This is a genomic window from Rhodococcus sp. UNC363MFTsu5.1, assembly GCF_000686785.1.
GTDB lineage: Bacteria > Actinomycetota > Actinomycetes > Mycobacteriales > Mycobacteriaceae > Rhodococcus_G > Rhodococcus_G maanshanensis.
In genome coordinates this window covers 239,185-264,632 of record NZ_JMLO01000001.1, presented here as the reverse complement: position 1 = coordinate 264,632, position 25,448 = coordinate 239,185, and the positions used below count along the sequence as shown (strand labels likewise).

25 protein-coding genes and 1 riboswitch are annotated in these 25,448 nt (G+C 70.4%); of the genes, 11 read left to right on the top strand and 14 right to left on the bottom strand.

The window, feature by feature from the left end; translation table 11 throughout:
• Positions 1–86 precede the first annotated feature (86 nt).
• From cobA to mqo, 7 genes are all read right to left on the bottom strand, one after another.
• Positions 87–1,313 carry a uroporphyrinogen-III C-methyltransferase gene (cobA, locus tag BR31_RS0101310; RefSeq protein WP_027499357.1) on the bottom strand — a complete coding sequence of 409 codons (1,227 nt, stop codon included), beginning with the start codon at positions 1,311–1,313 and terminating at the stop codon, positions 87–89.
• A 36-nt stretch (positions 1,314–1,349) separates the two neighbouring features.
• Positions 1,350–1,715, bottom strand: coding sequence for a cobalamin biosynthesis protein (locus BR31_RS0101305; protein WP_027499356.1), 366 nt, complete (start codon positions 1,713–1,715; stop codon positions 1,350–1,352).
• Complete coding sequence (locus tag BR31_RS0101300; protein WP_027499355.1) at positions 1,708–3,099, bottom strand: cobyrinic acid a,c-diamide synthase CobB; 1,392 nt, start codon at positions 3,097–3,099, stop codon at positions 1,708–1,710. The genes BR31_RS0101305 and BR31_RS0101300 overlap by 8 nt, the downstream gene beginning before the upstream one ends.
• Positions 3,093–3,713, bottom strand: coding sequence for a cob(I)yrinic acid a,c-diamide adenosyltransferase (cobO, locus tag BR31_RS0101295; RefSeq protein ID WP_027499354.1), 621 nt, complete (start codon positions 3,711–3,713; stop codon positions 3,093–3,095). The genes BR31_RS0101300 and cobO overlap by 7 nt, the downstream gene beginning before the upstream one ends.
• Before the next feature lie 23 nt (positions 3,714–3,736).
• Positions 3,737–5,674 carry a magnesium chelatase subunit D family protein gene (locus tag BR31_RS0101290; protein ID WP_027499353.1) on the bottom strand — a complete coding sequence of 646 codons (1,938 nt, stop codon included), beginning with the start codon at positions 5,672–5,674 and terminating at the stop codon, positions 3,737–3,739.
• 11 nt (positions 5,675–5,685) lie between these two features.
• Positions 5,686–5,840, bottom strand: a riboswitch (adenosylcobalamin (AdoCbl) riboswitch).
• A 1-nt stretch (position 5,841) separates the two neighbouring features.
• Positions 5,842–6,312: a GNAT family N-acetyltransferase gene (locus BR31_RS0101285; protein ID WP_027499352.1), complete on the bottom strand. Its 471-nt coding sequence runs from the start codon at positions 6,310–6,312 to the stop codon at positions 5,842–5,844.
• Positions 6,313–6,324: 12 nt separating this feature from the next.
• Positions 6,325–7,869 (bottom strand): malate dehydrogenase (quinone), encoded by a 1,545-nt coding sequence (mqo, locus tag BR31_RS0101280; protein ID WP_051636859.1) that lies wholly within the window; start codon positions 7,867–7,869, stop codon positions 6,325–6,327.
• A gap of 118 nt (positions 7,870–7,987) precedes the next feature.
• On the opposite strand from mqo, the gene BR31_RS0101275 reads away from it, so the two are divergent.
• Both BR31_RS0101275 and mtr read left to right on the top strand, forming a co-directional pair.
• The gene (locus tag BR31_RS0101275; RefSeq protein WP_027499350.1) at positions 7,988–8,986 is read left to right on the top strand and encodes an alpha/beta hydrolase; all 999 of its coding nucleotides are present in this window, start codon (positions 7,988–7,990) and stop codon (positions 8,984–8,986) included.
• A complete protein-coding gene (gene mtr, locus BR31_RS0101270) occupies positions 8,983–10,356 on the top strand; it encodes a mycothione reductase (protein WP_027499349.1) in 1,374 nt (457 codons plus the stop codon). Before BR31_RS0101275 ends, mtr begins: the two co-directional genes overlap by 4 nt.
• A 68-nt stretch (positions 10,357–10,424) precedes the next feature.
• Here mtr and BR31_RS0101265 read toward each other — a convergent pair whose 3' ends face one another.
• Entirely contained in the window at positions 10,425–10,991 is a 567-nt protein-coding gene (locus BR31_RS0101265) for a hypothetical protein (protein WP_027499348.1), read from the bottom strand.
• Positions 10,992–11,108: 117 nt separating this feature from the next.
• On the opposite strand from BR31_RS0101265, the gene BR31_RS0101260 reads away from it, so the two are divergent.
• Genes BR31_RS0101260 through BR31_RS0101250 form a run of 3 tightly spaced genes read left to right on the top strand, consistent with a single transcriptional unit; the run spans position 11,109 to position 13,116 of the window.
• Entirely contained in the window at positions 11,109–11,471 is a 363-nt protein-coding gene (locus BR31_RS0101260) for a GntR family transcriptional regulator (protein ID WP_027499347.1), read from the top strand.
• On the top strand, positions 11,468–12,373 hold the full coding sequence (locus BR31_RS0101255) for an ABC transporter ATP-binding protein (protein ID WP_027499346.1): 906 nt from the start codon (positions 11,468–11,470) through the stop codon (positions 12,371–12,373). The genes BR31_RS0101260 and BR31_RS0101255 overlap by 4 nt, the downstream gene beginning before the upstream one ends.
• On the top strand, positions 12,370–13,116 hold the full coding sequence (locus BR31_RS0101250) for an ABC transporter permease (protein ID WP_027499345.1): 747 nt from the start codon (positions 12,370–12,372) through the stop codon (positions 13,114–13,116). Before BR31_RS0101255 ends, BR31_RS0101250 begins: the two co-directional genes overlap by 4 nt.
• A 16-nt stretch (positions 13,117–13,132) precedes the next feature.
• Here the strand turns inward: BR31_RS0101250 and BR31_RS0101245 are convergent, their stop codons facing one another.
• From BR31_RS0101245 to BR31_RS0101235, 3 genes are all read right to left on the bottom strand, one after another.
• Positions 13,133–14,668 carry a cobyric acid synthase gene (locus tag BR31_RS0101245; protein ID WP_027499344.1) on the bottom strand — a complete coding sequence of 512 codons (1,536 nt, stop codon included), beginning with the start codon at positions 14,666–14,668 and terminating at the stop codon, positions 13,133–13,135.
• A complete protein-coding gene (gene map, locus BR31_RS0101240) occupies positions 14,665–15,522 on the bottom strand; it encodes a type I methionyl aminopeptidase (protein WP_027499343.1) in 858 nt (285 codons plus the stop codon). Before map ends, BR31_RS0101245 begins: the two co-directional genes overlap by 4 nt.
• 88 nt (positions 15,523–15,610) lie before the next feature.
• Positions 15,611–15,799, bottom strand: a complete 189-nt coding sequence (locus tag BR31_RS0101235; RefSeq protein WP_027499342.1) for a ChaB family protein — start codon at positions 15,797–15,799, stop codon at positions 15,611–15,613.
• A gap of 191 nt (positions 15,800–15,990) precedes the next feature.
• On the opposite strand from BR31_RS0101235, the gene BR31_RS0101230 reads away from it, so the two are divergent.
• The 3 genes from BR31_RS0101230 to BR31_RS27110 all read left to right on the top strand — a co-directional run bounded on the left by BR31_RS0101230 (position 15,991) and on the right by BR31_RS27110 (position 17,906).
• Positions 15,991–16,191, top strand: coding sequence for a hypothetical protein (locus tag BR31_RS0101230; RefSeq protein ID WP_027499341.1), 201 nt, complete (start codon positions 15,991–15,993; stop codon positions 16,189–16,191).
• A 12-nt stretch (positions 16,192–16,203) separates the two neighbouring features.
• Positions 16,204–16,680, top strand: coding sequence for a DUF6328 family protein (locus BR31_RS0101225; RefSeq protein ID WP_027499340.1), 477 nt, complete (start codon positions 16,204–16,206; stop codon positions 16,678–16,680).
• A 107-nt stretch (positions 16,681–16,787) separates the two neighbouring features.
• Complete coding sequence (locus BR31_RS27110; RefSeq protein ID WP_037175182.1) at positions 16,788–17,906, top strand: carboxylate-amine ligase; 1,119 nt, start codon at positions 16,788–16,790, stop codon at positions 17,904–17,906.
• Positions 17,907–17,923: 17 nt separating this feature from the next.
• Here BR31_RS27110 and BR31_RS0101215 read toward each other — a convergent pair whose 3' ends face one another.
• From BR31_RS0101215 to BR31_RS0101205, 3 genes are all read right to left on the bottom strand, one after another.
• Positions 17,924–21,127 (bottom strand): arabinosyltransferase domain-containing protein, encoded by a 3,204-nt coding sequence (locus tag BR31_RS0101215; protein ID WP_231496357.1) that lies wholly within the window; start codon positions 21,125–21,127, stop codon positions 17,924–17,926.
• Positions 21,128–21,265: 138 nt separating this feature from the next.
• Entirely contained in the window at positions 21,266–21,994 is a 729-nt protein-coding gene (locus tag BR31_RS0101210; RefSeq protein ID WP_051636858.1) for a GntR family transcriptional regulator, read from the bottom strand.
• The gene (locus BR31_RS0101205) at positions 21,991–22,413 is read right to left on the bottom strand and encodes an HD domain-containing protein (protein WP_027499337.1); all 423 of its coding nucleotides are present in this window, start codon (positions 22,411–22,413) and stop codon (positions 21,991–21,993) included. The genes BR31_RS0101210 and BR31_RS0101205 overlap by 4 nt, the downstream gene beginning before the upstream one ends.
• 98 nt (positions 22,414–22,511) lie before the next feature.
• Here BR31_RS0101205 and BR31_RS0101200 point away from each other — a divergent pair, with 98 nt between their 5' ends.
• Genes BR31_RS0101200 through BR31_RS0101190 form a run of 3 tightly spaced genes read left to right on the top strand, consistent with a single transcriptional unit; the run spans position 22,512 to position 25,448 of the window.
• On the top strand, positions 22,512–23,639 hold the full coding sequence (locus BR31_RS0101200; protein WP_027499336.1) for a TIGR03364 family FAD-dependent oxidoreductase: 1,128 nt from the start codon (positions 22,512–22,514) through the stop codon (positions 23,637–23,639).
• Between the two features lie 33 nt (positions 23,640–23,672).
• Positions 23,673–24,356, top strand: coding sequence for a phosphonatase-like hydrolase (locus BR31_RS0101195; protein WP_027499335.1), 684 nt, complete (start codon positions 23,673–23,675; stop codon positions 24,354–24,356).
• Between the two features lie 39 nt (positions 24,357–24,395).
• The gene (locus BR31_RS0101190; RefSeq protein WP_027499334.1) at positions 24,396–25,448 is read left to right on the top strand and encodes a 2-aminoethylphosphonate ABC transporter substrate-binding protein; all 1,053 of its coding nucleotides are present in this window, start codon (positions 24,396–24,398) and stop codon (positions 25,446–25,448) included.

Here is a 25,448-nt window from a genome sequence, read left to right as displayed (position 1 = left end):
ACCGCCGAGGACGATGATGGCGAGACCGAAGGCTCGCGTGGTCACGGGGTACTTCACGACAGTGGAGTCAGGCACGGTCGCCCAGGTTACTGCGCGTCGGCGGTCAGGCCCGCGACCGGCCCGATCACGACGATCGCGGGCGGGCGGATGTTCTCCTCGCGGACCCGGGCCGCGACGGTCGCCAGATCGGCACGCAACACCCGCTGAGCGCGCGTCGTGCCCTCCTGGATCACGGTCACCGGTGTCTCGGCGGGCCTGCCACCCTCGGTGAGCACGGCGGCGAACTTCTCGATCCGCTCCACCGCCATCAGCAGCACCAGGGTGCCGCGCAGTTTCGCCAGGGCCGACCAGTCCACCAGCGAATCGGGGTGGTCGGGGGCGATGTGCCCGCTGACGACGACGAACTCGTGGGTGACGCCGCGGTGGGTCACCGGGATCCCGGCCGCGGACGGCACGGCGATCGCGCTGGTGATGCCAGGTACCACGGTGACCGGCACCCCGGCCGCCGCGCAGGCCTGCAGCTCCTCGAAGCCCCTGCCGAACACGTACGGGTCGCCGCCCTTGAGCCGGACCACGAACTTGCCCGCCTTGTAGCCGTCGATCAGCGCGGCGTTGATCGCCTCCTGCGCCATGGCGCGGCCGTACGGGATCTTCGCGGCGTCGATGACCTCGACCTGCGGGCCGAGTTCGGCCAGCAGCTCCGGCGGGGCCAGCCGGTCCGCGACCACGACGTCGGCGCGGGCCAGCAACCTGCGGCCGCGGACGGTGATCAGGTCCGGGTCGCCGGGTCCGCCGCCGACCAGCGCGACGCCGGGCGCGTGCGGCTCGGCGACGTCCACCACGCCACCGGACTGCAGGGCCTCGACGAGCGCGGTGCGCACCGCGGCCGAGCGGCGGTGGTCGCCGCCCGCCAGCACGCCGAGCTCGAGTCCGTCGAAGGAGGCGCTCGCCGGGGTGACGGCGGTGCCGTTGCGGGCGCTGTCGGCGCGGACGCAGAAGATGCGGCTCCGCTCCGCCTCGGCGACGACGGCGGCGTTGGTGTCCGGCTCGTCGGTGCAGGCGATCGCGTACCAGGCGCCGTCGAGGTCGCCGTCGACGTACGCGCGCAGGTCGATGGTGATCTGGCCACCGGTCGCCATCGCCTCGACGGCGGGGGTGACGGCGCGGCTGACCACGTGCACCCGCGCCCCACAGGCGACGAGCAGGCCGAGGCGCCGCTGCGCGACGGTGCCGCCGCCGACGACGACCACCCGTCGATCGGTCAGGTTGAGCCCTACGAGGTAGTTGGGCTCGTCTCCGGCCGCTGCTGGCACTTCGCGCTCCTTGACTGGGATGTCGGGGTCTTCGGGCTACCAAACATTACGGGCGACCGCCACGGTGACGCCATTGCGGGCGCGTTTGCGCACCAGCAGGTCGCCGCCGCCCGCACCGAGGACCGCCGCGGCCTCGGCGACGCTCGGCGTCCCCACCTCGGCCGCGACCCGTCCGGACGGTGTCGGCACGTCCACCGCCGAGAGTTCGTCGGCCGTGAACCCGAGCACGGGCACACCCAGCTCGGCCGCCGCCGTGGCGATCGAGGACTCGGTGGCCTTGCGCTCGAGGGTGGCCAGCGCGTGCAGCTCGGTCGGGTCGTCGACGACGGCGCTGATCGCGGCCAGCACGGTGTCGGGGTCCACCCCGTCGCGGGCACCGATGCCCACCACCAGATCACCCATTGGCTGCCTCGAAAGCTCTTGCCGCGGTGACGAACCGGCGTACGGCTTCCGGGTTCCCCGCGGGGTGGGTGTGCAGGTAGGAGGCGTGCACGCCGCCGCCCGCGAAACCCTCCCGCGCCGACGTCCCCGCCGCCCGCCAGCCCCAGGCCGGGGCCCAACCGTCCACCGACGCCGACTCCAGCCGGGTCCGGTGGAACTCGTGACCGACCACCCGCGTCCCCGGCTCGAACAGCACCGACTCCCCCAACGCGACGGCCTCCCGGTAGCCCAACGTCAGCGTCTTGCCGAACTCCGCATCCACGCCGATCACCCCCGCCATTGGGTGCCCGTCGAGGCGACGCGCCAGGTACAGCAGGCCCGCGCACTCGGCATGGATCGGCATCCCCCGGCGAGCCAGCTCGCGGACGGTGGTGAGCAGCGGGATGTTCGCCGCCAACTCGGGCGCGTGCTCCTCCGGGAACCCACCGGGCAGCACCAGAGCGGCCGCGCCGTCGGGAAGCTGATCGACGGCGGGATCGAAGGTGCACACCCGGGCGCCCGCCGCCTCGAGCAGCTCTCGGTGCTCGGCATATCCGAACGTGAACGCCGAGCCGCCCGCCAGCGCCACCACCGGCGCGGGTCCCGGTTCGTCCGTACCGGCCTCGTCCACGGCATCCCATGCCGGTGCCGCGACGCTGGAGCGGGCCAGCGCCCGCACCGCGGAGAGGTCGACGTGCCGGGCGATCAGCTCGGTCATCGCGTCGACCGCGTCGGTGGCGGCGCGGCCGTGCTCGACCGCGGTGATCAGGCCGAGGTGCCGCGAGGGCACCGCCAGCTCCGCGAGCCGGGGCACCACCCCGAGCACCGGCACCCCAACCCGGTCACAGGCCTGGCGCAACACCTGCTCGTGCCGCTCGCTGCCGACCCGGTTGAGGATCACCCCGCCGATCCGGACGCCGCTGTCGAAGGTCGCGAACCCGTGCAGCACCGCGGCCAGCGACTGGCTGTGGCCGCGGGCGTCGACGACGAGAACCACCGGGGCGCCGAGCAACCCGGCGACCTGAGCGGTCGAACCCTCCGCGGCGCCCTCGGGCGCCGGGTCCGCGATCTTGCCGTCGAACAGGCCCATCACGCCCTCGACGACGGCGATGTCGCAGCCCGCGCTGCCGTGCCGGTACAGCGGGCCGATCCGGTCGGCACCAACCAGCACCGGGTCCAGGTTGCGTCCGACCCGCCCGGCGGCGAGGCCGTGATAGCCCGGGTCGATGTAGTCGGGCCCCACCTTGAACGGCGCCACCCGATCTCCCGCCGCGCGCAGGGCACCGATCAGACCCGTTGCGACGGTGGTCTTTCCGCTGCCTGAGGCGGGTGCGGCGATGACCACCGCCGGAACGGCGTTCACCACTCGATGCCCCGCTGGCCCTTGCGTCCGGCGTCCATCGGGTGCTTGATCTTGGTCATCTCGGTGACGAGGTCGGCCGCGTCGATCAGGGCCTGCGGCGCATCCCTGCCGGTGATCACCACGTGCTGGTTCCCGGGCCGCGAACTCAGCACCTCGACCACCTCGTCGACGTCAACCCAGCCCCATTTGAGCGGGTAGGTGAACTCGTCCAGGACGTAGAACTTGTGCTCCTCGTTCGCGATCCGGCGGGCCACCTCACGCCAGCCGTCCAGCGCGACGCGGGCGTGGTCCTCGTCCTCGCCCTTCTTGCGGGTCCAGGACCAGCCCTCGCCCATCTTGTGCCACTGCACCGGTCCGCCGACGCCGGTGGACTCGTGCAGCTCGCCGAGCGCCCGGAACGCCGACTCCTCGCCGACCTTCCACTTCGCGCTCTTGACGAACTGGAACACCCCGATGTCGAAGCCCTGGTTCCAGGCTCGCAACGCCATCCCGAACGCGGCGGTCGACTTCCCCTTGCCCGGGCCCGTGTGCACGGCCAGCACGGGCGCGTTGCGGCGCTGCCGGGTGGTCAGGCCGTCGTCGGGGACGTTCTCGGGAAGCGGTACACCCTTGGGCATCGTCTGATACTCCTCTTTCCGTTCTAGGCCGCGAGCTTCGCGGTGCCGGCGCGGACGACGCCGGCCACCTGCTCCGCCGAGAGCTCGCCGAGCCGGATGTAGGCACCCCGCAGCGCGGTCGCCAGGTCACGGGCCAGGCCGAGGCGCACCATGCCGGACTCGCAATCCACCACAACCGAGGCCACCGACTCGCCCGCGAGCAGGGTCGCGGCCACCCGGGCGCGATGGACCGGGTCGGCTCCGCCGGTCGCGCGGCCGTCGGTCAACGCGACCACCATCGCCCGACGCTGGGGGTCGCGCACCTTCTCCCGCAGCACCACCTCGCGGGCCTTCAGGAATCCTTGCGCCAGTGGGGTTTTGCCGCCGGTGCGCAATGAGCGCAGTCGCCGGACCGCGACGTCGACGGACGAGGTGGGCGGCAGCACCAGCTCGGCGGCGGCGCCCCGCACGGTGATCACCGCGACCTTGTCGCGGCGCTGGTAGGCATCGCGCAGCAGCGAGACGACGGCGCCGGTGACCGCGGAGAGCCGGTCCCTCGCGGCCATCGAACCGGACGCGTCGACCACGAAGACCACCAGGTTGCCCTCGCGACCCTCGCGGTGCGCCCCTCGGATGTCGCTGGGCGCCAACACCATCCGGCCGTCCCGCCGTCCACGGGCGACCTGGTGCTCGGCGGCCGCGAACAGGGTGCCGACCAGGTGCAGCCCCCGGCCCGCTTCGGTGGTCGGCCGCACGGTCCGGCCCTGCGCGGAGCGCGAACGCGAACGCCTGCCCGGCGCGCCCTCGCCGACACCGGGGATCGTCAGCAGCCGGGTCTTGAACTGCGCCGAGGGCGCCGCGGCCGCGCGTTCGGGGGCACGGACAGGGCCGGGCTGTTCACTCTCGCTCGGCTCCGCGGATTGCTGGGCACCGTCGGGGGACGCCCCGTCGGACTCGGGCTCGGGCGCGCCGCCGCCGGGTCCGTCGGGATCGGGCTCGGGTTCGGGCTCCGGCTGGTTCGCCTGCTCGGCGGCGTCCCGCATCGCGTCCTCGAGCTGCTGCGGGTCGAGGCCCGGCTCGTCGAACGGGTCGCGGCGGCGGCGATGCGGCAGCGTCAGCTCCGCGGCGACCCGCACGTCCTCCTCGGCGACGGCGTCCGCGCCGCGCCAGGCGGCGTGCGCGGTGGCGGTGCGGGCCAGCACCAGGTCCGCGCGCATGCCGTCGACATCGAACGACGCGCACAACGCGGCGATGCGGCGCAGTTCGGTGTCGCTGAGCTCGATGGCGGGCAAGGCGGCCCTCGCCGCGGCGATGCGGCGGGCCAGCGCCGAGTCCTCGTCGGCGTACCTGGCCGCGAATCCGGCGGGGTCGGCCTCGAAGTCGAGGCGCCTGCGCACCACCTGCATGCGGACGTCCACCTCGCGCGAGGCCGCCACGTCGACGGCGAGGCCGAAGCGGTCGAGCAGCTGCGGGCGGAGTTCGCCCTCTTCCGGGTTCATGGTCCCCACCAGGACGAACCGCGCGGGATGGGAGTGGGAGACCCCATCGCGCTCGATGTGCACGCGCCCCATCGCGGCGGCGTCCAGCAGCACGTCCACGAGGTGATCGTGCAGCAGGTTGACCTCGTCGACGTAGAGCACGCCGTCGTGGGCCGCGGCCAGCAGTCCGGGCTGGAAGGCCCGCTCCCCGTCCCGCAGCACCTTCTCCAGGTCCAGCGAGCCGACCACCCGGTCCTCGGTGGCGCCGACCGGCAGCTCCACCAGCCGGGCGGGCCTGCCGCCGTTGCCGTCGTCGACGGGTGGCAGCAGCGCGGCGAGGGCGCGCACCACCGTCGACTTCGCGGTACCTTTCTCGCCGCGCACCAGCACGCCCCCGATGCCGGGGTGAACGGCGCAGAGGGTCAGGGCGAGCCGGAGCGTGTCCTGACCGACGATCGCACTGAACGGAAAGCCCGGTTCGGACCCGGTACCAGCTTGTGCCACAGCGAATTTCCCTTCACTCCCCGGTGTCCACGCCGAGGGTTCGGACCTTGACCCGCTGCCGCGGCGATCTGACTCCGGATCCGGTCGTGGCCGGATCCATCACAGTGGCGGGACCGTGCCTGGTTCACACAGGACTTCCCCGCGGCAGGGAACTACGGATGCTGACTCTAGACCTCGCGCCATGGCTCGCCGCCACCGCGCCGCATCGGCACGTGCGGGATCCCGTCCTCGATGAACTCTTCGCCGTCGGGCGTGAACCCGTGCTTGGCGTACATGTCCACCAGGTGGCTCTGTGCGCTGAGCCTGCACGGCGCCGACCCGACCTCCGCGAGCGCCGTGCGCAGCAGCCTGGTGGTGTGTCCGTGCCCCCGCGCGTCCGCACGGGTGCAGAGCCGTCCGATGCGGTACGAGGTGCTGCCGTCGTGCTCCTCCATCAGGCGGAGCGTGCACACGACCTGACCGTCCTGCTCGATCCACAGGTGCCTGGTGCCGGGGAGCAGGTCCCGCCCGTCGAGTTCCGGGTACGGGCAGGCCTGCTCCACGACGAACACGTCGACCCGCAGTCTCAGCAGGTCATAGAGCGTGCGGAGGTCCAGATCGAGCGCCCAGGCGCGGTGCAGAGCCGCTGTTGCCGTCATACGGTGTGACTATCACACCGCGGCGGAGGCGGTCTCCTGAACCTCGGTGTCGAGCTCGAGCACGCGGCTGGACCAGTCCCAGACCTCGGTGAACAGCGACTTGTCGTCGGAGAGCTTCACGCCGAGCGAGGGCACCATCTGCTTGAGCTGCGGCTCCCACGAGGCGAACCGGTCCGCGAAGCAACGCTTGAGCACGTCGAGCATCGCCGGGACCGCGGTCGAGGCGCCGGGCGAGGCGCCGAGCAGACCGGCGATCGAGCCGTCCGCGGCGCTGATGACCGCGGTGCCGAACTCGAGCACGCCGCCCTTGCGCTTGTCGCGGCGGATCACCTGAACGCGCTGGCCCGCCGTGATCAGCTCCCAGTCGGCGCCGAGCGCCTCGGGGACGAACTCGCGCATGGTCTCGATGCGACCCTCCGCGTTCTTCGCGAGCTCGCTGACCAGGTACTTGACCAGGCCGAGCTCGGAAACGCCGACCCCGAGCATCGACAGCAGGTTGTTCGGCTTGACCGACCCGGGCAGGTCGGTGACCCGACCCTCCTTGAGGAACTTCGGCGACCAACCGGCGTACGGGCCGAACAGCAGGCCCGGCTTGCCGCCGATGACGCGGGTGTCGAGGTGCGGCACCGACATCGGCGGGGCACCGACGGCGGCCTTGCCGTACACCTTCGCGCGGTGCTGATCGATCAGCTCCGGGTTGGTGCAGCGCAGGAAGGCGCCGCTGACGGGAAAGCCTCCGAAGCCCTTGGCCTCCTTGATGCCGGACTGCTGCAGCAGGTGCAGGGCACCGCCACCGGCTCCGACGAAGACGAACTTGGCCTTGACGGTCTTGCGGCCGCCGGTGCGACGGTTGTGCACCTTGAGCGTCCAGCTGCCGTCGGACTGCTTCTTGATGCCCGTGACCTCGTGACCGAAGTGCACGGTGCCGCCGGAGGAGGCGACGTGGTTGAGCAGCTGCTTGGTCAGCGCGCCGAAGTCGACGTCGGTGCCGCCCTCGGTCCAGTTGAGGGCGATGGGGTCGGAGAAGTCGCGACCCTTGGCCATCAGCGGCAGGCGGCGGGCGAACTCGTCCGCGCTGTCGGTGTACTCCATGCCGTTGAACAACGTGTGTCCGGCAAGGGCGTCGTAGCGCGCCTTCAGGTACTTCACGTTGTCCGCCCCGTGCACGAAGCTCACGTGCGGGATGGGGTTGATGAACTCCTTGGGGGCGGTGAGGATGCCCTGTTCGAGCGCGTGCGCCCAGAACTGCCGGGAGACCTGGAACTGCTCGTTGACCGTGATCGCCTTGGCGATGTCGACGGAGCCGTCCTTGTTCTCGGGGGTGTAGTTGAGCTCACACAGAGCAGAGTGTCCGGTACCCGCGTTGTTCCACGGGTCGCTGCTCTCCGCGGCGGCGGCGTCGAGCCGCTCGAACACGCTGATCGACCAGTCCGGCTGCAGCTGCCGCAGGATGGCTCCGAGGGTCGCACTCATGATGCCCGCACCCACGAGCACTACATCGGTCTTGGTCTCTACCGCGTTGTTGTCTGACACTGGAAAATCGACTTCCTTGTCCATTGGCAGTGGGCAGTCGCGCCGACTGCAGCGGATAGGTTACCCGCGCGTATACGCGACGTTCACCTCACCCAATTGTGCGCCACTGCGGGGGGCATTCCTGCGCATTACATTGTGATCTGTGACTACTTGGGCTCCCGACGTCCTCGGCGACGGATATCAGCAGTTGACCATCCCACTCGGAATCGATCCCGACGGTGAAGGTGAGATCGACGCCACACTTGTCCGGTATCAGCCCGAGGGCGGGATCGACCGCACGCCCGCGCGGGCCGTGCTCTATGTGCACGGCTTCACCGACTACTTCTTCCAGCACCACATGGCCGAGCACTTCCACGACCAGGGCTACTCGTTCTTCGCCCTCGACCTGCGCAAATGCGGCCGCTCGCTGAAGAAGGGCCAGACCCCGCATTTCGTCACCGACCTCGCGCTCTACGACGAGGAACTGGGCCGCGCGCTCGCGTTGGTGCGCGAACAGATCGGCGGGGGCACCGTCCTGCTGGTGGCGCACTCCACCGGCGGGCTGATCCTGCCGCTGTGGCTCGACCGGCTGAACAAGCTGCCGGGCGGCAGCGCGGGCGCGGGCATCGCCGGACTGATCCTCAACAGCCCGTGGTTCGACCTGCAGGGCCCGTCTTACCTCCGCACCGTCGGCACCGTGGCCGTCAAGGCAGTCGGGCGGGTCAAGGACCGGCTCGCGGTCAAGCAGCCGCCGATCGACGTCTACGGGCGCAGCCTGCACGTCGGCGCGAGCGGCGAGTGGGACTACGACCTCGAATGGAAGCCGCTGACCGGGTTCCCGGTGACCTTCGGCTGGCTGCGAGCCATCCGGCAGGGACACGCGAAACTGCACCGCGGGCTCGACGTCGGCGTCCCCTCGCTGATCCTGCGGTCCCAGAAGACGCACTACTCCTCCCGGTACACCGCCAAGTCCGACGAGGCCGACCTGGTGCTCGACGTGAAGCAGATCGCCCGCTGGGCAGGCTGCCTCGGCGACCGCACCACGATCGTGCCGATCGAGGGCGCCCGGCACGACGTCTTCCTGTCCACCGAGATCCCGCGCAAGCAGGCCTTCGACGAGGTGGACCTGTGGCTGACCTGGCTGCACGGACACGGCGCATGAGCCATTTCGACCTCGCGATCATCGGATCCGGTTCCGGCAACACCATTCTCGACGACCGGTATGCCGACATGCGGGTCGCGCTGCTCGAGGACGGCGTCTTCGGCGGCACCTGCCTGAACGTCGGCTGCATCCCGACCAAGATGTTCGTCTACGCCGCCGAGGTCGCCCGCACCATCGAGCACTCGAGCAGGTACGGCATCGACTCGCGCATCGACAAGGTGCGCTGGCCCGACATCGTGAGCCGGGTGTTCGACCGGATCGACCCCATCTCGGCGGGCGGCGAGCGCTATCGGCGCGACGAGAGTCCTGGCACCACACTGTTTTCCGGCCACGCCAGGTTCATCGGACCGCGGCGCCTGGAGACCGGGACCGGCGAGGTGATCACCGCGGACCAGGTGGTGATCGCGGCCGGATCGCGGCCGATCATCCCGGAGGAGGTGACCCGCAGCGGCGTCCGCTACTACACCAACGACGACATCATGCGGCTGCCGGAGCTTCCCGAGCACCTGGTGATCATCGGCAGCGGGTTCATCGCCTCCGAGTTCGCGCACGTCTTCTCCGCGTTCGGGAGCAAGGTCACCATCATCGGTCGCGGCAACCGCCTGCTGCGACACCTCGACGGCGACATCTCGGCACACTTCACCGCCCTCGCCCGCGAGAAATGGGATGTGCGACTGGGCAATCCGGTGACGTCCGTGCGGGGCGACGACGGCCACGTCGAGGTGGAACTCGCGGATGGCAGCGTCGTCACCGGCGACACCCTGCTGGTCGCGGTGGGGCGGGCGCCGAACGGCGACCGGCTCGGCGCCGAGACAGCGGGGGTCGACGTCGACGACGAGGGACGGGTGCTGGTGGACCGGTTCCAGCGCACCACCGCGGAGGGCGTGTTCGCGCTCGGCGACGTGTCCTCGCCCTATCAGCTCAAGCACGTGGCGAACCACGAGGCCCGGGTCGTGCAGGAGAACCTGCTGCGCAACGCGTGGGCGGAGGGCGCCGACCTGGTCCGCACCGATCACCGGTTCGTGCCCGCGGCGGTGTTCACCGACCCGCAGATCGCGGAGGTCGGGCTCACCGAGGAGCAGGCCCGCGATCAGGGCCTCGACATCACGGTGAAGGTGCAGACCTACTCGGACGTCGCCTACGGCTGGGCGATGGAGGACACCGAGGGCCTGTGCAAGGTGATCGCCGAGCGCGGCACGGGCCGGCTGCTGGGCGCCCACGTCATCGGCGCGCAGGCACCGACGGTGATCCAGCCGCTGATCCAGGCGATGAGCTTCGGGCTGAGCGCGCAGGAGATGGCAAGGGGCCAGTACTGGATTCACCCTGGCCTGCCCGAGGTCGTCGAGAACGCCCTGCTCGGACTGGAGTAGGCGGCTGCGCCGCCCGTGAGTCCTTCTGGCCCGCCTGGGGACCAAAAGGACTCACGGGCGCGGAGCGCCTACCAGCTGCTGGTGCGGAGCACGATCTCGGTGGCCATCTCGGCGGCCGCGCCCTCCGGCACCGAGTCGACACCGTCGAGCTGGACGACCCGGAAATCGGAGTAGACGTGCCGACCGCTGGTGTCGGCCATCGGCCGGCCCAGCGAGTTCCGGATGAGCAGCGTCGTCGGCATTTCCACTGGTGCACAACCGGACTCACGTACGACGCCGTCGAGATCCGGCACCGCGGGGTGCGGGCAGTCCGCCACGACCAGACTGGCGAACCGGCCGAAGGTCTTGGCGGCGAGCAGCCAGGCCAGCGCGGCACCCTCGCGGTTGCCCGCGAGGTTCACCCACGGCAGCTTCAGCTCGTCGAGCAACGCGATCGCACCGGTCTCGTCGAGCCCTTCGATCGTCTCGGGCACGACCGTGCGCAGGTCGGAGTTGTGCAGTCTCTCGCACACCGCGTCGAACACGGATGCGGACTCCCCCGCACCCGGGAGCAGCAGCACGGTGTGCCTGCTCTCGGGGCCGTCGACGCGAACGGTGTAGGTGCCCTCCCCGACGGGAACTTGCGTCAATTCCATGGCTACGGACGGTACGCCATGCGGCTCCTCCGACCATCAGTTGCACACCGCGCCCCCTCGGCTCTATGGTTCATTACATGAGTAATGAACCAGTGAGCCTCACGGGCGGCGGTTCCGGTGAACGACGACGGTAGGCCGCTGTTCCAGCAGATCGCCGAGCTCGTGGAGAACTCCATCATCGACGGATCCCTGCCGGAGGACGGCCAGGTTCCCTCCACCAACGAGCTCGCCGCATTCCACCGGATCAACCCCGCCACCGCGGCGAAGGGGCTCGGACAGCTCGTGGCCGAGGGGATTCTCTACAAGAAGCGAGGGATCGGGATGTTCGTCACGGTCGGCGCGCGGGACGCGCTCCGATTCCGGCGCCGCGAGCACTTCGTGCGCCAGTACATCGACCCGCTCATCGCGGAGGCCGACAAGCTCGGCATGTCGATCACCGAACTCAAGTCCATGCTCGACAACCGGGAGGAAAGCAGATGACCGTGACCGCCCTCGATCCGGAACCGATCGTGTCGGTTCACGGCATGAGCAAACGCTTCGGCGACGTCACCGCGCTCGACGACATCTCCCTCACCATCGAACCCGACAAGATCTACGGCCTGCTCGGCCGAAACGGCGCGGGCAAGACCACCCTGATGCAGATCCTGACCGGGCAGGACACCCAGACATCCGGCGACGTCACGGTTCTCGGGGAAACACCCTTCGAGAACGCCCGCGTCCTGAGGAACATCTGCTTCATCAAGGAAAGCCAGACGTACGTGGACGACCTCCGGGTCAAGCACGTGCTCACCGCCGCCGGGCACCTGATGCCCGGCTGGGACCGCGACTTCGCCGACCGGCTGCTCGACGACTTCCAACTCCCGCTCTGCCGCAAGGTCAAGAAGCTGTCCAGGGGCATGAAGTCCACGCTCGGCGTGATCATCGGGCTCGCCGCGCGGGCCCCGCTGACCCTGTTCGACGAGCCGTACCTCGGCCTCGACGCCGTGGCACGACATCTGTTCTACGACCGACTTCTCGCCGACTACGCCGAGCACCCGCGCACGATCGTGCTGTCCACACACCTCATCGACGAGGTCAGCAACCTGCTCGAGCACGTCATCGTCGTCGACCGCGGACGGATCATCGTCGACGACGATGCCGACGAGCTGCGCAGCAGGGCCGTGGTCGCCACCGGGCCGGCCGAGGCCGTCGACGCCTTCGCGGCAGGGGCAAGGGTGCTGCATCGCGAATCGCTCGGTTCGCAGGTCCGCGCCACGGTCCAGCGCACGGCGACCGAGCCGGAACGCACCGGGCTGCGCGCGGCGGGCGTCGAGCTCGAACCGGTATCGATGCAGGAACTCGTCATCGCGACCACCACAGGAGCCAGGGAGATCACCGCATGACCACGCAGACCGTCGACCTGACGACATCGCCGAGGACCGGGACGGAGTCCGGCTCCCGAATCGGCGCCGTGCTCCGGGTGCACACCGTGGCATGGCCGCTGCTGATCGCCTGGCCGGTCGGCATCCTCGCCACCTCCTTCCTGATCAGCTACACGATCTACTTCCTGGTCCAGAACGATCAGAACGAGGGTTTCACCGGCAGCGTGTTCTCCGTCTACGGGTTCGTGCTGGCGTTCTACCTGCAGGCGATGGCCCAGACGTTCCCCTTCACGCTCGGCATGAGCGTGACCCGCCGCGAGTTCTTCACCGCCACAGGGTCGTTGGCACTCGCCCAGTCCACCGTGTTCGCCGCGACGCTCTACCTGCTCTCGGTCGTGGAGGCCGCCACCGACGGCTGGGGCGTGTGGATGCGGATGTTCGGGCTGGCCCGGTACCTCACCGACAACCCACTCCTGCAGTTCCTGACCATTTTCTCGACCCTGCTGCTGACGACGGCGATCGCCATGGCCGCGGGCGCGATCTATCAGCGCTGGCGGGCCTCCGGGCTGCTGGCCGCAGGCGTCGGTGTCTTCGGCCTCGGTGGTCTCGCCGCGATCCTGGTCACCTGGGCGGGGTGGTGGCCCGCGGTGGGCGACTGGTTCGTCGACTCACCGCGGGTACTCCCCCTGGTGGCGCTGCCCCTGACCGCGACCGCGCTCGCGACGGCCGTCGCCTGGCTGGCGCTGCGCCGGGCGACCCCGTGACGGACCGGGCAGGCGGTCAGCGGGCCGGGTCGACCGCCGCGCGGCCGTGGGTGATCACCGGAAGATCCCGCGGCGCACCGTCGTCGATGAGCTCCCCGATCGCGTCCACGTCGAGGTGCCGCTCCACCAGGTCGGCCAGCAGGTCCAGCTGCGCGGTCCGCTCCGCCGCCACCGAGGTGTCGGGCGCGACCGTGAACGGCCGCCCGGTGACGGCCGCGACCCGGGTCAGGAACCCGCGGCGGAACTCGTCCGACTCGAGCAGACCGTGCCAGTGGGTGCCGAACACCTGCCCCCGGACGCTGCCCTCAGGATCGCCGTCCACGCCGCGCAGCAGCGGCGGGTCCGCGTTGCGGACGACGCGGCCGTGGTGGATCTCGTAGCCGGACACCGCAACCGAGTCGGCGGTCCCGGTGACCTGCCGCAGCACCTTCTCGGGCGCGAACTCGATCTCCATGTCCAGCAGCCCCAACCCGGGCACCGTCCCCGCACCCGATTCGACGTCGTCGACGATGGTGCGGCCGAGCATCTGGTACCCACCGCAGATGCCGAGGATCGGCAGCCCGGCCTCGGCGCGCGCGTGCAGCGCGTCCGCGATCCCGCTCGACCGCAGCCAGGCCAGGTCCGAGACGGTGGACTTGCTGCCGGGGATCACCACCAGGTCGGCATCCTGCAGCCGCGACGGCTCGCCGACCCAGTGCACCGAGACACCCGGTTCGCAGGCCAGCGCCTCTACGTCGGTCGCGTTGGACACCCGCGGCAGTCGCACCGCGGCCACCCGCAGCCATCCCTGACCCGCGGGCGCGGCAGGCCTGCCTACCGGGGCGTCCACGACCGTGGCCAGCGAGTCCTCGGCGTCGATCCACAGTCCGTCGGCGAACGGCACCACCCCGAGGGTTGGCCGTCCGGTCATCTCCCGCAGCTGGACGAGGCCCGGCTCCAGCAGCCCCACGTCGCCGCGGAACTTGTTGACCACGAACCCGGCGATCAGCGCCTGGTCCTCGGGTGAGAGGACGGCGAGGGTGCCGAACAGGTGTGCCAGCACGCCCCCGCGGTCGATGTCCCCGACCACGATCACCGGAAGCGACGCCGCCCGTGCCAGCCCCATGTTCGCCAGGTCTGTCGCGCGCAGGTTGATCTCGGCGGGCGAGCCCGCGCCCTCGCAGATCACCACGTCGAATTCCGCTCGCAGCGAGGACAACTCGTCGGCGACGACGCCCCTGAGCCACTCCCGGTGCTCGATGTAGTCGCGGGCCCCCACGTTCGTCACCGCCCGGCCGCGGACAACCAGCTGGGAGGTGCGGTCGCTGCCCGGCTTGAGGAGCACCGGGTTGAAGCGCACGCTCGGCTCGAGCCCGCAGGCCCGCGCCTGCAGCGCCTGCGCCCGCCCGATCTCGCCGCCGTCGAGGGTGACCACCGAGTTGTTGGACATGTTCTGCGCCTTGAACGGCGCAACCGACACCCCGCGCCGGGCCAGCATCCGGCACAGCCCGGCCACCAGCACGCTCTTGCCCGCGTCGGAGGTCGTTCCGGCGACGAGCAGCGCACCCTTCACGGCAGCGTGAGGATTTCCGCGCCCGTGTCGGTGACGACGATGGTGTGCTCGAACTGGGCCGTCCACTTGCGGTCCTTGGTCACGACGGTCCAGCCGTCATCCCAGATGTCATAGTCGACGGTGCCGAGGTTGATCATCGGCTCGATGGTGAACACCATGCCCGGTTCGATGATCGTGTCCACGTTCGGCTGGTCGTAGTGCAGGATGACCAACCCGTTGTGGAAGGTCTCGCCGATGCCGTGGCCGGTGAAGTCGCGCACCACGCCGTAGCCGAAGCGGTTGGCGTAGGCCTCGATGACCCGGCCGATGACGTTGAGCTCGCGGCCGGGCTTGACCGCCTTGATGGCGCGCATCGTCGCCTCGCGGGTGCGCTCGACGAGCAGGCGGTTCTCCTCGGAGACGTCACCGGCCAGGAAGGTGGCGTTGGTGTCGCCGTGCACCCCGCCGATGTAGGCGGTGACGTCGATGTTGACGATGTCGCCGTCCTGGATGACCGTCGAGTCGGGGATGCCGTGGCAGATGACCTCGTTCAGCGAGGTGCAGCAGGACTTGGGAAAGTCCTTGTAGCCCAGCGTCGACGGATAGGCACCGTGGTCGATCATGTACTCGTGCGCGATGCGGTCGAGCTCGTCGGTCGTCACGCCTGGCGCGACCGCCTTGCCCGCCTCCTGCAGGGCCTGCGCGGCGATCTTGCTCGCCACCCGCATGGCCTCGATGGTCTCCTGCGTCTGCACCCACGGCTCGTTGCCCTCGTTGACGGTCGGCTTCCACGCGTACTCCGGCCGCTCGATGTTGGCGGGGACGGCGAGCGTCGCAGAGACGGTTCCGGGGCTGAGCTGGGTGCGAACTGGCATACGGACAAGGGTAGACGCACCGCGTCGGCACAGGGTCAGACGCACCGCGTCGCGGTCTCACCGCGACGCGGACCGGGTCGCGCCGAGGTCAACCCTGTTTGGGCACCCAGTGATCGACCTCCAACTCGAAATGGTGTTTGAGCTCGCCGTACGCCGCACGCAGGGCGTCTTCGCCCTCCCCGTACCGTTTGATCGCCGTGTCGCGTGCCGCCGCGAAGGCCGCCTGCGCCTCCTTGGACGATCGCCGCACTGTCTGTGGGAGCTCGGTCCGGTTCACCGCTGCCCCTCCTTCGGTGGTCGAGGCCTCATTTCTTGCCCCTCGATTGTCCGCCCCATCGGCGTCTCCGCGAAAGCGGCGGGCCCGATTTCTCCGGTCGACTGACACGCCAGGGGAATCCCCGCGCTGTCGGCGACAGGTGGTACCAACAGAGGCAGGATTCCGATCGCCCCGACCCGGAGGTACCACCCATGGCCTGCGCCGCGTGTGCCGACTCGCTCGACCACTGCCACGGAACCCTGATCGTGCACCGCACCGACCCGGCCGAGTGCACCGAGGAGCGGTGCGCCGACCTGGCCGTGATGCGGCATCCGTTGGCCCTGGACTGCGCCGACGTCCCGCTCGGCTGCCGCTGCGCGGATTCGGCCGCGCGGTCCTCGCGCGCGTCCTAGGCGGCCGACCCGATGGCCATGGACGACGACGCCGCCGACGGCAGGCACGAGACCGAGGCGGAGCGCCTGGACCGCAACTGGGCGAGCATCCTGCAGGAACTGCGGGTGACGCAGACCGGTGTCCAGCTGCTGACCGGCTTCCTGCTCATCCTGCCGTTCCAGGATCGGTTCGCGGAGCTGTCGACGTACGAACGGGGCGTCTACCTCGCGACCGTGTTCTTCTCGATCGGTGCCACCGTGCTGCTGATCGCCCCGGTGGGGTTCCACCGGATCCTGTTCCGCAGGCGGAAGCTGAGCACCATCGTCTCGACGGCGCACCGCCTCGAACTCAGCGGTCTGGTGCTGCTGGGCTTCGCCCTCACCGGCGTGGTGATGCTGATCGCCGGAACCGTCATCAACTCGGCCGTCGGGGCGGTCGCCGGCGGCTGCACCGCCGTGGCGTTCGCGTACTTCTGGTTCATCCTCCCGCTCACCTACCGACGCGCCTGACCCTTTCGGCGGTGTTCGGCGAGTGCTTGAATTGAGCTGAAGTCAGGACCTTCCCGATTCCACAGATCCGAGTTGGTAATGATGCCCCAGGTAGGGCGACCCCCCGTATGAACCACCCAGCGTGCCCATCCGTTGGCGTGGAAGAGGAATTCCTGTTGGTCGACCCGGACACGGGACTCCCACAGATGCGGAACGCCGCAGTCATCTCCACCGCCACCGAGCTCGGGGTGTCGCTCCAACTCGAGCTCTCGCAATGCCAGATCGAGACCAATTCCCCGGTGTGCTGGGACAGCCGCGGGCTGCGCAACCACCTGCTCGAGTCCCGCACGCTCGCGGCCACCGCGGCGGCCCGCAACGGCAGCAGGCTGCTCGCAACCGGAACGCTGCCCGCTGGTCCCGCCCGGATGCCGGTGAGCGACACCGAGCGCTACCGCGCCATGGCGAGGCGGTTCGGCACGCTCGCCCTCGAACAGGGCATCTGCGGCTGCCACGTGCACGTCGCCGTCCCCGACCGGGAGACCCGGGTGCAGGTCTGCAACCACGTTCGGCCCTGGCTCCCGACGCTGCTGGCGCTGAGCGCCAACTCGCCACTGCACCGGGGCATCGACAGCGGCTTCGCGAGCTGGCGGACGATCCTGTGGTCGCGGTGGCCGATCTCCGGACCGCCGCCGTACTTCGACTCGGCCGATGCCTACGACGACCTCGTCGCGATGCTGGTCGACTGCGACTGCCTCCTGGACGAGCGCATGGTCTATTGGGACATCCGCCCCTCCTCCCACCTGCCGACCGTCGAGGTCCGGGTCAGCGATGTGATGCCGACGGTCGACCAGACCGTGTTGATCGCGACGTTGGTGCGCGCTCTGGTCATGACGGCGAACTCGGCCGTCGAGCGGGGCCAGGACCCGCCCGACGTCGAGCTCGCGACGCTCCGGATCGCCAACTGGATGGCCGCCCGCGACGGCCTGTCGGGCCTGGGGCTCGACCCGCTAACGGCACGGCCCGTCCCGTGTGCGCGCCGCGTCGAGCTCCTGCTCGACCATGTACGCGACGCGCTCGACGAACTCAGGGAGTTCGGTCGAGTCGAGGCGGCGCTGCGGCGCGAGCTCGCACAGGGCAACGGCGCGATCTGGCAGCGCAACGCGTTGGCGAACAGCCGCAGCGTCGGCGCGGTCGTGCGGTCGGCGGCCGAACGCACCCTCGAGGACTGCCAGCCCCTACCTGCGTAGCCCGGGCGGGGCCGGCGTCAGAAGGTGGTGTTGATCGGCCCCGGGGTCCACAGCCCGGACCGCGGCGTGGTCGTGACGTCGAGCGTGGCGGGATCGGCCGTCGGGTCCAGCGGCGTGAACTGCTCGATCTCACCCCAGTCCCGGCCCCAGTCCTGATCCAGGTAGGACGGGATGGTCCTGGCCGTCAGCAGCATCTGCGTCCAGCCGAGCGGCCCGCCGCCGAAGTGGTCCTGCCACAGGTTCGTCGTCATGGCGCCGATCCGGTCCGGGAGGATGCGGTACTCGGGGATCTCGGCCACACCGTCGTGATGGTCGAACGGACGCTGACACGGGAACGCCAGTCCGACGGACCAGTCGACCAGGACGGGCGTCTGCGACCCCACCACCGAGTTGAGCGTCTGGGTCAGGGGCACCCGCGGCGGGGTCACCGCGAGCCACTGCTCCGGATCCCGGTCGTTGTCGGACGCGACGATCCGGACCACGTCGGCCTCGGCAGGCAGCGCGTCGAGCGGGACCCGGAGGTTCCGCCAGGACGGCGCGGGGCCCGGGTCGAGCGGGGCCACCGCGCCGAGGGCGACCGCCGTGCCGTCACCCTGCCCGGTTCCGTACTCGACCACGAGGTTCTGCCCCTCCGTGACGATTCCATCGGCATCGACGGATCGGATCCGGCCTGCCGCGGCGATGGAGATGAGGTCGCCCCTCGAACCGTCGGAATCCGCGGGCGGGAGCCGGTACCAGCCGGTCGTCAGGGCGGGGGTGTCGCCGGCCTGGTGGCTGCCGAGCACCGGGGTGGTCGCCGGGTCGAGGCCGTACGGGAGGGCCACGGCGCTGCCGTTGATGCCGACCCGCCCGGCCCCGCCCGCCGTTCCCGCCGCGTTGCCCGTCTTCGCCTGGTCGGTGTTCGAGTCGACCGAGTTCGCCGTGACCGAGGCCGACGATTCCTTGTCGGCACTCAGGTCGGCGGCGACACCGTTCGGCTCGAAGCCGACAGTGCCCGGCCCGGCCAGCGCGGTCGCCGGGCTACCCGAGAGCGGTTGCAGCATCGAGGCATTCGGGTCGGTCTCGACCAGCACGTCGTTGGCGAGACCACAGACCTGGCCGCCGAGGGCGTCGAAGTTCGCACGGCCGACGGAGTACGCCGGGTACTGCGCGACGGCGCCCTTGGCGAGCGAGAGGACCTCGAAGAGCACCATCGCGGCGGCGGCGACGGTGAGCGGCGGGATGGCCCAGAGTCGACCGCCCTGCCGCGAACCGTTGCCGGAGTGCGGCTCTCGCACGTGATACCAGACCGCGACGAGCAGCATCGCCATCGTGGCGCCGAGCAGGACGGTGCCTGCGCCGAGTCCGCCGATCGAGACCGGCTTGTCCCACCACGGCACGCTGTAGCTCGAGACGTACCACCAGCCGTTGCTGCCGGTGAACGACATGGTGAGCACGAACAGGACCGCCGCGGCGAACAACGCGCGGTTGCGGGGCGACCGCAGTACGTGGACGCTCACGGCGACCGTGGTCAGCACGGCCACCGCCCCGGCCAGTCCCGCGTAGATCCCGAGGTGATGCGTCCACTTCGTCGGCGTGAACATCATCAACACCATGGCGCCGAGGGTGATCCCGAGGATCCGGCGCGCCGGTCCGGCGGCGATCCCGGGGATGCGGCCGCCCTTGCGGAGCATCGCCAGGATGCTCACTGCCACCCCGAGGATCATGATGAAGATGCCGAACCGCCGGGCCAGCGATCCGTCCGGCGAGATGTTCAGCAACCACTGGTAACGCAGGTACTCGTCGAACCACTTCATGTTCGGCCCCGCGACCTCGTGCACGCGCTGCATCTCGAAGACCGCCGCCAGTGTCTGGCCCGCGAAGATCACCGCCAGGATCGCGGTGCCCGACGCGACGAGGGGCAGCAACAACGCGAGATAGCCGACCGTCTTCGCACGGGCGACGACGATCTGGGCGATGGGGCGCAGGCCCGCGATCAATGCGGCGAAGCAGATGATCCCGGACGGTCCGACCGAGAGGGTCATGGCGGCGACCAGGATCGCGACCGCGGCGGGGAGCAGCCGCCGAGTGGCGATGGCGCGCTCGACCGAGCACCAGGTCAGCAGCACGCCTGCCGCGACGACCGGTTCGGGGCGCAGCCCGTTGTTGTACGGGAGCCAGACGGCGAGAAAGACCAGCCCGCCCGTCCACAGGGCCAACCGGTTGGCACGCGCCGCCGCGCCGAGGCGGGGCACCACCTCACGGCTGAGCACCAGCCAGGTCACGATGCCCGCAATCAGCGCGGGCAGCCGGACGAACGGGCTCGCGGGCGTGATGTGGGCCAGCAGCCCGAACAGCTGGTAGTAGGGCGTGCCGAAGGGCGTTTCGGGCACCCCGTAGTACCGGAAGTAGTTCGCCATGTAGCCGGCCTGCTCGGCGGCGCGGGCCATGGTGAACTGGTAGCCGTCGTCCGAGGTGGTGGCGCCGATGAAGTGCCAGAGCACCAGGGTGCCGATGATCACGGCGTCCGCCACGCCGAACCTCCACCAGCGCGCGGGCAGGAACCGGCGCGAGCGCCTGCCGTCGACGCGGTCGAGGCGGTGCAGGGCGACGAGGGAGGCGATCACCGCCAGCACGCCGACCACCATGGCGAGCAGCTTGAGCGTCGAGGGCGTCGAGGTGAAGCGCGAGTCGAGTTCCGCGGTGACCTGCAGGCCGGCAGGCGCCGCACCGTCCAGATCGGTGAACACCCCGACCATCTGGGGACGGAGGTCACCCTCGCGCACGGTCGGCGCGATCCCGGACCCGGTGATCTCGGCGGTGGTCCGCGTCGCGTCGGAGGACACGGCGATCGCGCAGTCGCCACCCGCGAAGCGGTCGAGTGGCGAGGACAGCAGCACCGTGTTGCGGAGGACCACCTCGACGCGACCGGGATCATCCGCGCCCGCGGGCGTGACCTTGGCCACGAAGCCGTGGCGCTCGGCGTCGGGGGCGCCGTTCGGGGCCGTGGCGACAAGGGTGCCGCCCCGTTCGGACAACGGGCCGATCGCCGCACAGGGGATCTCGACGTCGAGGCTCAGCGGCGAGTACGAGACGAGCGGCGCCGACACGCTGCGTGCCAGGTCCTGCTGCGGCCACGACAGCACCGTCTCGTCCGTCTCGACGGGCAGCAGCGGCACCGACAGGGTGAGGAGCATGCCGATCAGGCCCGTGATGATCGCGGTCCAGCGGACGCCACGCAGCGCTGACTTCGCGTGTGCCCGGTGGGGATCGTGCTCTGGACCGTTTGCCGATGCGGGTCTCGTCGCCACGATGCTGTCAACCACGGGTTCGGATGCTAACCGGAATCAACTCGTCGACGAAACGAACGACTCCCGCGCTCACTCCCGCAGCGTGGCGAGGAATGCGACCCGATCTCCGCGGTAGATCGAGCGGACCCGCTCGATCGGTACGGCGTCCGTATCCAGGGAAATCCGGTTCAGCAACAGCATCGGCATCGCGGTCGTCGAGTCGAGCAGGGCGGCCTCGCGCGGCGACGCCAATACAGTCTCGATCCGCTCGGTGGCCGAGTCGAAGGTCACGCCGGTGGCGCGGATGGCGGCGTACAACGAGGTGCCCGGATCGAACGACCGGGCCATCGAGGCGAACCGGCGGGCGGGCAGGTACGTACTCTCGAGCCCGATCTTCTGGCCGTCCGCCAGCAGCACTCGTTCGAGGTGGATCACGGCGGATCCAACGGACAGTCCGAGGTCCGCGGCTACCTCGGCGTCGGCGGGCACGTCCTCGAAGGTGACCAACTCCCGGCCGGGCACCCGGCCCTGGCTGACCGCGCCCTCCGTGTACGAACGGAGCGAGAGCGGCTGGGTGAGTTTCGGGCTCGCCACCACGGTGCCCCTGCCGCGACGCGCGATCCTGCCCTCCACCAGTAGTTCGTGCACCGCCTGGCGCACCGTCTCCCTCGACACCTCGAAGCGCACCGCGAGGTCGCGCTCCGCGGGCACGGGATCGCCCTCGTCGAGATCGTCGATGATGGCCGCGAGTTCGGTGCGCACCCGGTAGTACTTGGGCGCGGACTCCCCCGCATCGATGCGGGCGTTGATCTCGGTCATCGTGACGTCCCCATCCCGGCGCGTACCCGTCTGGCCACCGCGAGCACCTCGTCGATCGACGGAGCTTGCGCGCCTGCGACTTTCGCGCCGTCATCGTAACGTCGCAGCCGCACCGGATCGGGCCACCGTGGATCGGCGCTGAGCACAGGGTCGACGCCCGGCCCACCCTGCGCGTGCAGTGTGTGGACCGACTCCGCCGAAAGGGTCGCGGCATACCCGGGCTCCGTGGCGACCAGGTACCGCTTCGCGGCGACGTGTGCGCCCGCCAGCCATCCGACCCGCTCGCCGAATCGCGGGGTGAGCGACCGCCTCGCCGCGACGTCGTGCGCCGCGTCGTCGGGCAGTCCGCGCAGCGAGCGCAGCACGATGGTCGTTTCCTCCAGTACGGCCTCGCCCGATCCGATCCCCTCGTCGTTCATGCAGGTCAGCGTACCTCAAATTGGTCTATACCAATTGTTCACCCGGCGTTCCCCTGGCCATCACCGGTTGGTCTAGACCAAACTGCATGCTCCTCGTCATGCGAATTCTGATCGTGGGCGGAGGCATCATCGGCACGACCCACGCCGACGAGGCGATCCGCCGCGCACACGACGTCATCCAACTCGAGCGCGAGACCGAGGCCCGCGGGGCGACCGTGCGCAACTTCGGCCTGGTGTGGGTCTCCGGCCGCGCCGAACACGAGCTCGACGCGGCCCTGCGCTCGCGTGAACTGTGGGAGGACCTCGCCGTCCGTGTCCCGGCGATCGGCTTCCGCGCAGCCGGCTCGATGACGCTGCTGCGCACCCCCGAGGAGGTCACGGTTGCCGAGGAGGCGATGGCCCGCCCGGACGCCGAGGCCCGAGGCTTCGCCCTGCTCGAACCGGAGCGGGTGCTCGCCGTCAACCCGGCCCTGCGCGGCAAATTCCTCGCCGGCCTGCACTGCGACCGCGACGGCGCCGTCGAATCCCGCGTTGCCCTGCCCGCGATCCGCCGCCACCTCGAGGCGAGCGGCCGCTACACCTTCCACGCAGGCACCGAGGCCCGCGAGGTGACCTCCGACGGGGCGGGCGTGCACATCCGCGACGACCACGGCCGCGTGTTCGACGCCGACCTGGCCATCGTCTGCCCCGGCGCGACCCTCGGCGGCCTGGCCAGGGACCTGGCCGGTGAGCTGCCCCTGCGGCGGGTCCGGCTGCAGATGATGCAGACGGCCCCGCTCGGCGAGGAGCTGACCACGGCCATCGCCGACGGCGACAGCCTGCGCTACTACCCGGGCTTCGCAGGCGCCGCCCTCGAGAACCTCAGGACCGTCCAGCCGCAGGCCCCGACCGCGGAGGCGCACCGCATGCAGTTGCTCTGCGTGCAGCGCCTGCACGGCGGGCTGACCATCGGCGACACCCACGAGTACGACGAGCCGTTCGACTTCGACGTCGACGAGGCGCCGTACGCACACCTGACCGGAGTGGTCGAGGAACTGCTCGGCCGCAGACTCCCCCCGATCGTCAAGCGCTGGGCAGGCGTCTACAGCCAGTGTCTGGACCCCGGCGAGCTCGTGCACCGCGGCAGCCCTGCGGACAACGTCTGGGTGGTCGCAGGCCCAGGCGGCCGCGGCATGACCCTCGGCCCCGCCCTCGCCGAACAGACCGCCGACCAGCTCGGCCTCTGAATCACCGACACATCCATCGCCCCAGGAGAAATCGTGACCGCCACCCCCATCGCCCTCGCCGTGCTCGACATGGCAGGCACCACCGTCTCCGACGACGGGCTGGTGTTGCGGGCCTTCGCCGCGGCGGCCGACGCCGCAGGCCTGCCCCCCGAGGGCGCCGAGGCGGACAACGCGCGCCGGTACGTGCTCGACACCATGGGCCAGTCCAAGATCGTCGTCTTCCGCGCACTGCTGCGCGACGAGGATCGTGCCCAGGCCGCCAACGCCGCCTTCGAGGCCGCCTACGACCGGCTGATCGAGGAGGGCAACGCCGAGCCGATTCCCGGTGCGGCGGAGTCGATCACCGCGCTGCGCGAGGCCGGGATCAAGGTCGCACTGACCACCGGGTTCAGTCGCGGCACCCAGGACAAGCTGCTCGCCGCCCTCGGCTGGCAGACCATCGCCGACCTCACCCTGTCCCCCGCCGAGGCCGGGCGCGGTCGGCCCTATCCGGACCTGATCCTCACCGCACTGCTGCGCCTGCAGGTCGATGACGTGAAAAGCGTTGCCGTGCTGGGCGACACCTCCAACGACGTCACCAGCGGGCTGCGCTCGGGCGCGTCGATCGTCGCGGGCACCCTCACCGGCGCCCACGGCGAGGCCCAGCTCCGCGCGGCGGGCGCCACCCACGTCGTGCCATCGGTGCGCGAGTTCGCCCAGCTCCTGCTAAAGCCCTAGCCGTTCCCCCACACCCACACCCACAGTTAGGAATTCGTCATGCGCATCCGCCCCAGCCTGGCCGCAGCCGCCCTCGCCGCGACCCTTCTTACGCTGACCACCGCCTGCGGTGGCACCGGCACCGCCGCGAGCTCCGACACCGAGACCGTCACCGTCTACAGCGCCGACGGCCTGAGCAACTGGTACAAAGCCAGGTTCGACGAGTTCACCAAGGAGACCGGCGTCGCCGTCAACCTGGTCGAGGCGGGCTCCGGCGAGGTGGTCTCGCGCGTCGAGAAGGAACAGTCCAACCCGCAGGCCGACATCGTCGTCACGCTGCCGCCGTTCATCCAGAAGGCCGACGCGCAGGGCCTGCTCCAGCCCAGCGGGATCGACACCTCCGCGGTCCCGGCCGAGGAGAAGGACCCGGCGGGCAAGTACGTCCCCGTCGTCAACAACTACCTCGACTTCATCGCCAACCCCGGCGCGAACCCGGCCCCTGCGACCTGGGACGACCTCCTCGGCGAGCAGTTCAAGGGCAAGCTGCAGTACTCGACCCCCGGCCAGGCGGGCGACGGCACCGCGGTGCTCCTGCTGCTCCAGCACCTCAAGGGCAAGGAGGGCGCGCTGGAGTACCTGAACAAGTTGCAGGCCAACAACGTCGGGCCGTCCTCCTCCACCGGCAAGCTGCAGCCGAAGGTCAGCAACGGTGAGCTGCTCGTCGCGAACGGCGACGTGCAGATGAACCTCGCGTCCATCGCGGACGACGGCTCGAAGTTCAACATCTTCTTCCCTGCCGAGGCGGGTGGGGCCCGCACCACGGTTGCGCTGCCCTACGTGATGGGACTGGCCAAGGGCGCACCGCAGTCCGAGCAGGCCAAGAAGCTGATGGAGTACCTGCTCTCGGAGCAGGCGCAGAAGACGGTCGGATCCGACGCGCTCGGTGTCTCGGTCCGCAAGGACGTGCGCGAGGGCGCGACCGTCGATGTCAACGACAAGTCCACCCCGGCGGGCCTGCTGAACGGCGTCACCGTCTGGACCCCGAACTGGAACACCGTCATCACCGAGCTCGACGCCGACGTCGCCGCCTACCAGAAGGCCACCGGGAACTGA

Coding starts and splice junctions, on each gene's coding strand:
- BR31_RS0101305 (WP_027499356.1), bottom strand. CDS start 1,715: ATGGGTGATCTGGTGGTGGGCATCGGTGCCCGCGACGGGGTGGACCCC.
- cobO (WP_027499354.1), bottom strand. CDS start 3,713: ATGCCCAAGGGTGTACCGCTTCCCGAGAACGTCCCCGACGACGGCCTG.
- BR31_RS0101285 (WP_027499352.1), bottom strand. CDS start 6,312: ATGACGGCAACAGCGGCTCTGCACCGCGCCTGGGCGCTCGATCTGGAC.
- mqo (WP_051636859.1), bottom strand. CDS start 7,869: ATGGACAAGGAAGTCGATTTTCCAGTGTCAGACAACAACGCGGTAGAG.
- mtr (WP_027499349.1), top strand. CDS start 8,983: ATGAGCCATTTCGACCTCGCGATCATCGGATCCGGTTCCGGCAACACC.
- BR31_RS0101265 (WP_027499348.1), bottom strand. CDS start 10,991: ATGGAATTGACGCAAGTTCCCGTCGGGGAGGGCACCTACACCGTTCGC.
- BR31_RS0101255 (WP_027499346.1), top strand. CDS start 11,468: ATGACCGTGACCGCCCTCGATCCGGAACCGATCGTGTCGGTTCACGGC.
- BR31_RS0101250 (WP_027499345.1), top strand. CDS start 12,370: ATGACCACGCAGACCGTCGACCTGACGACATCGCCGAGGACCGGGACG.
- map (WP_027499343.1), bottom strand. CDS start 15,522: ATGCCAGTTCGCACCCAGCTCAGCCCCGGAACCGTCTCTGCGACGCTC.
- BR31_RS0101230 (WP_027499341.1), top strand. CDS start 15,991: ATGGCCTGCGCCGCGTGTGCCGACTCGCTCGACCACTGCCACGGAACC.
- BR31_RS0101225 (WP_027499340.1), top strand. CDS start 16,204: ATGGCCATGGACGACGACGCCGCCGACGGCAGGCACGAGACCGAGGCG.
- BR31_RS27110 (WP_037175182.1), top strand. CDS start 16,788: ATGAACCACCCAGCGTGCCCATCCGTTGGCGTGGAAGAGGAATTCCTG.
- BR31_RS0101210 (WP_051636858.1), bottom strand. CDS start 21,994: ATGACCGAGATCAACGCCCGCATCGATGCGGGGGAGTCCGCGCCCAAG.
- BR31_RS0101205 (WP_027499337.1), bottom strand. CDS start 22,413: ATGAACGACGAGGGGATCGGATCGGGCGAGGCCGTACTGGAGGAAACG.
- BR31_RS0101200 (WP_027499336.1), top strand. CDS start 22,512: ATGCGAATTCTGATCGTGGGCGGAGGCATCATCGGCACGACCCACGCC.
- BR31_RS0101190 (WP_027499334.1), top strand. CDS start 24,396: ATGCGCATCCGCCCCAGCCTGGCCGCAGCCGCCCTCGCCGCGACCCTT.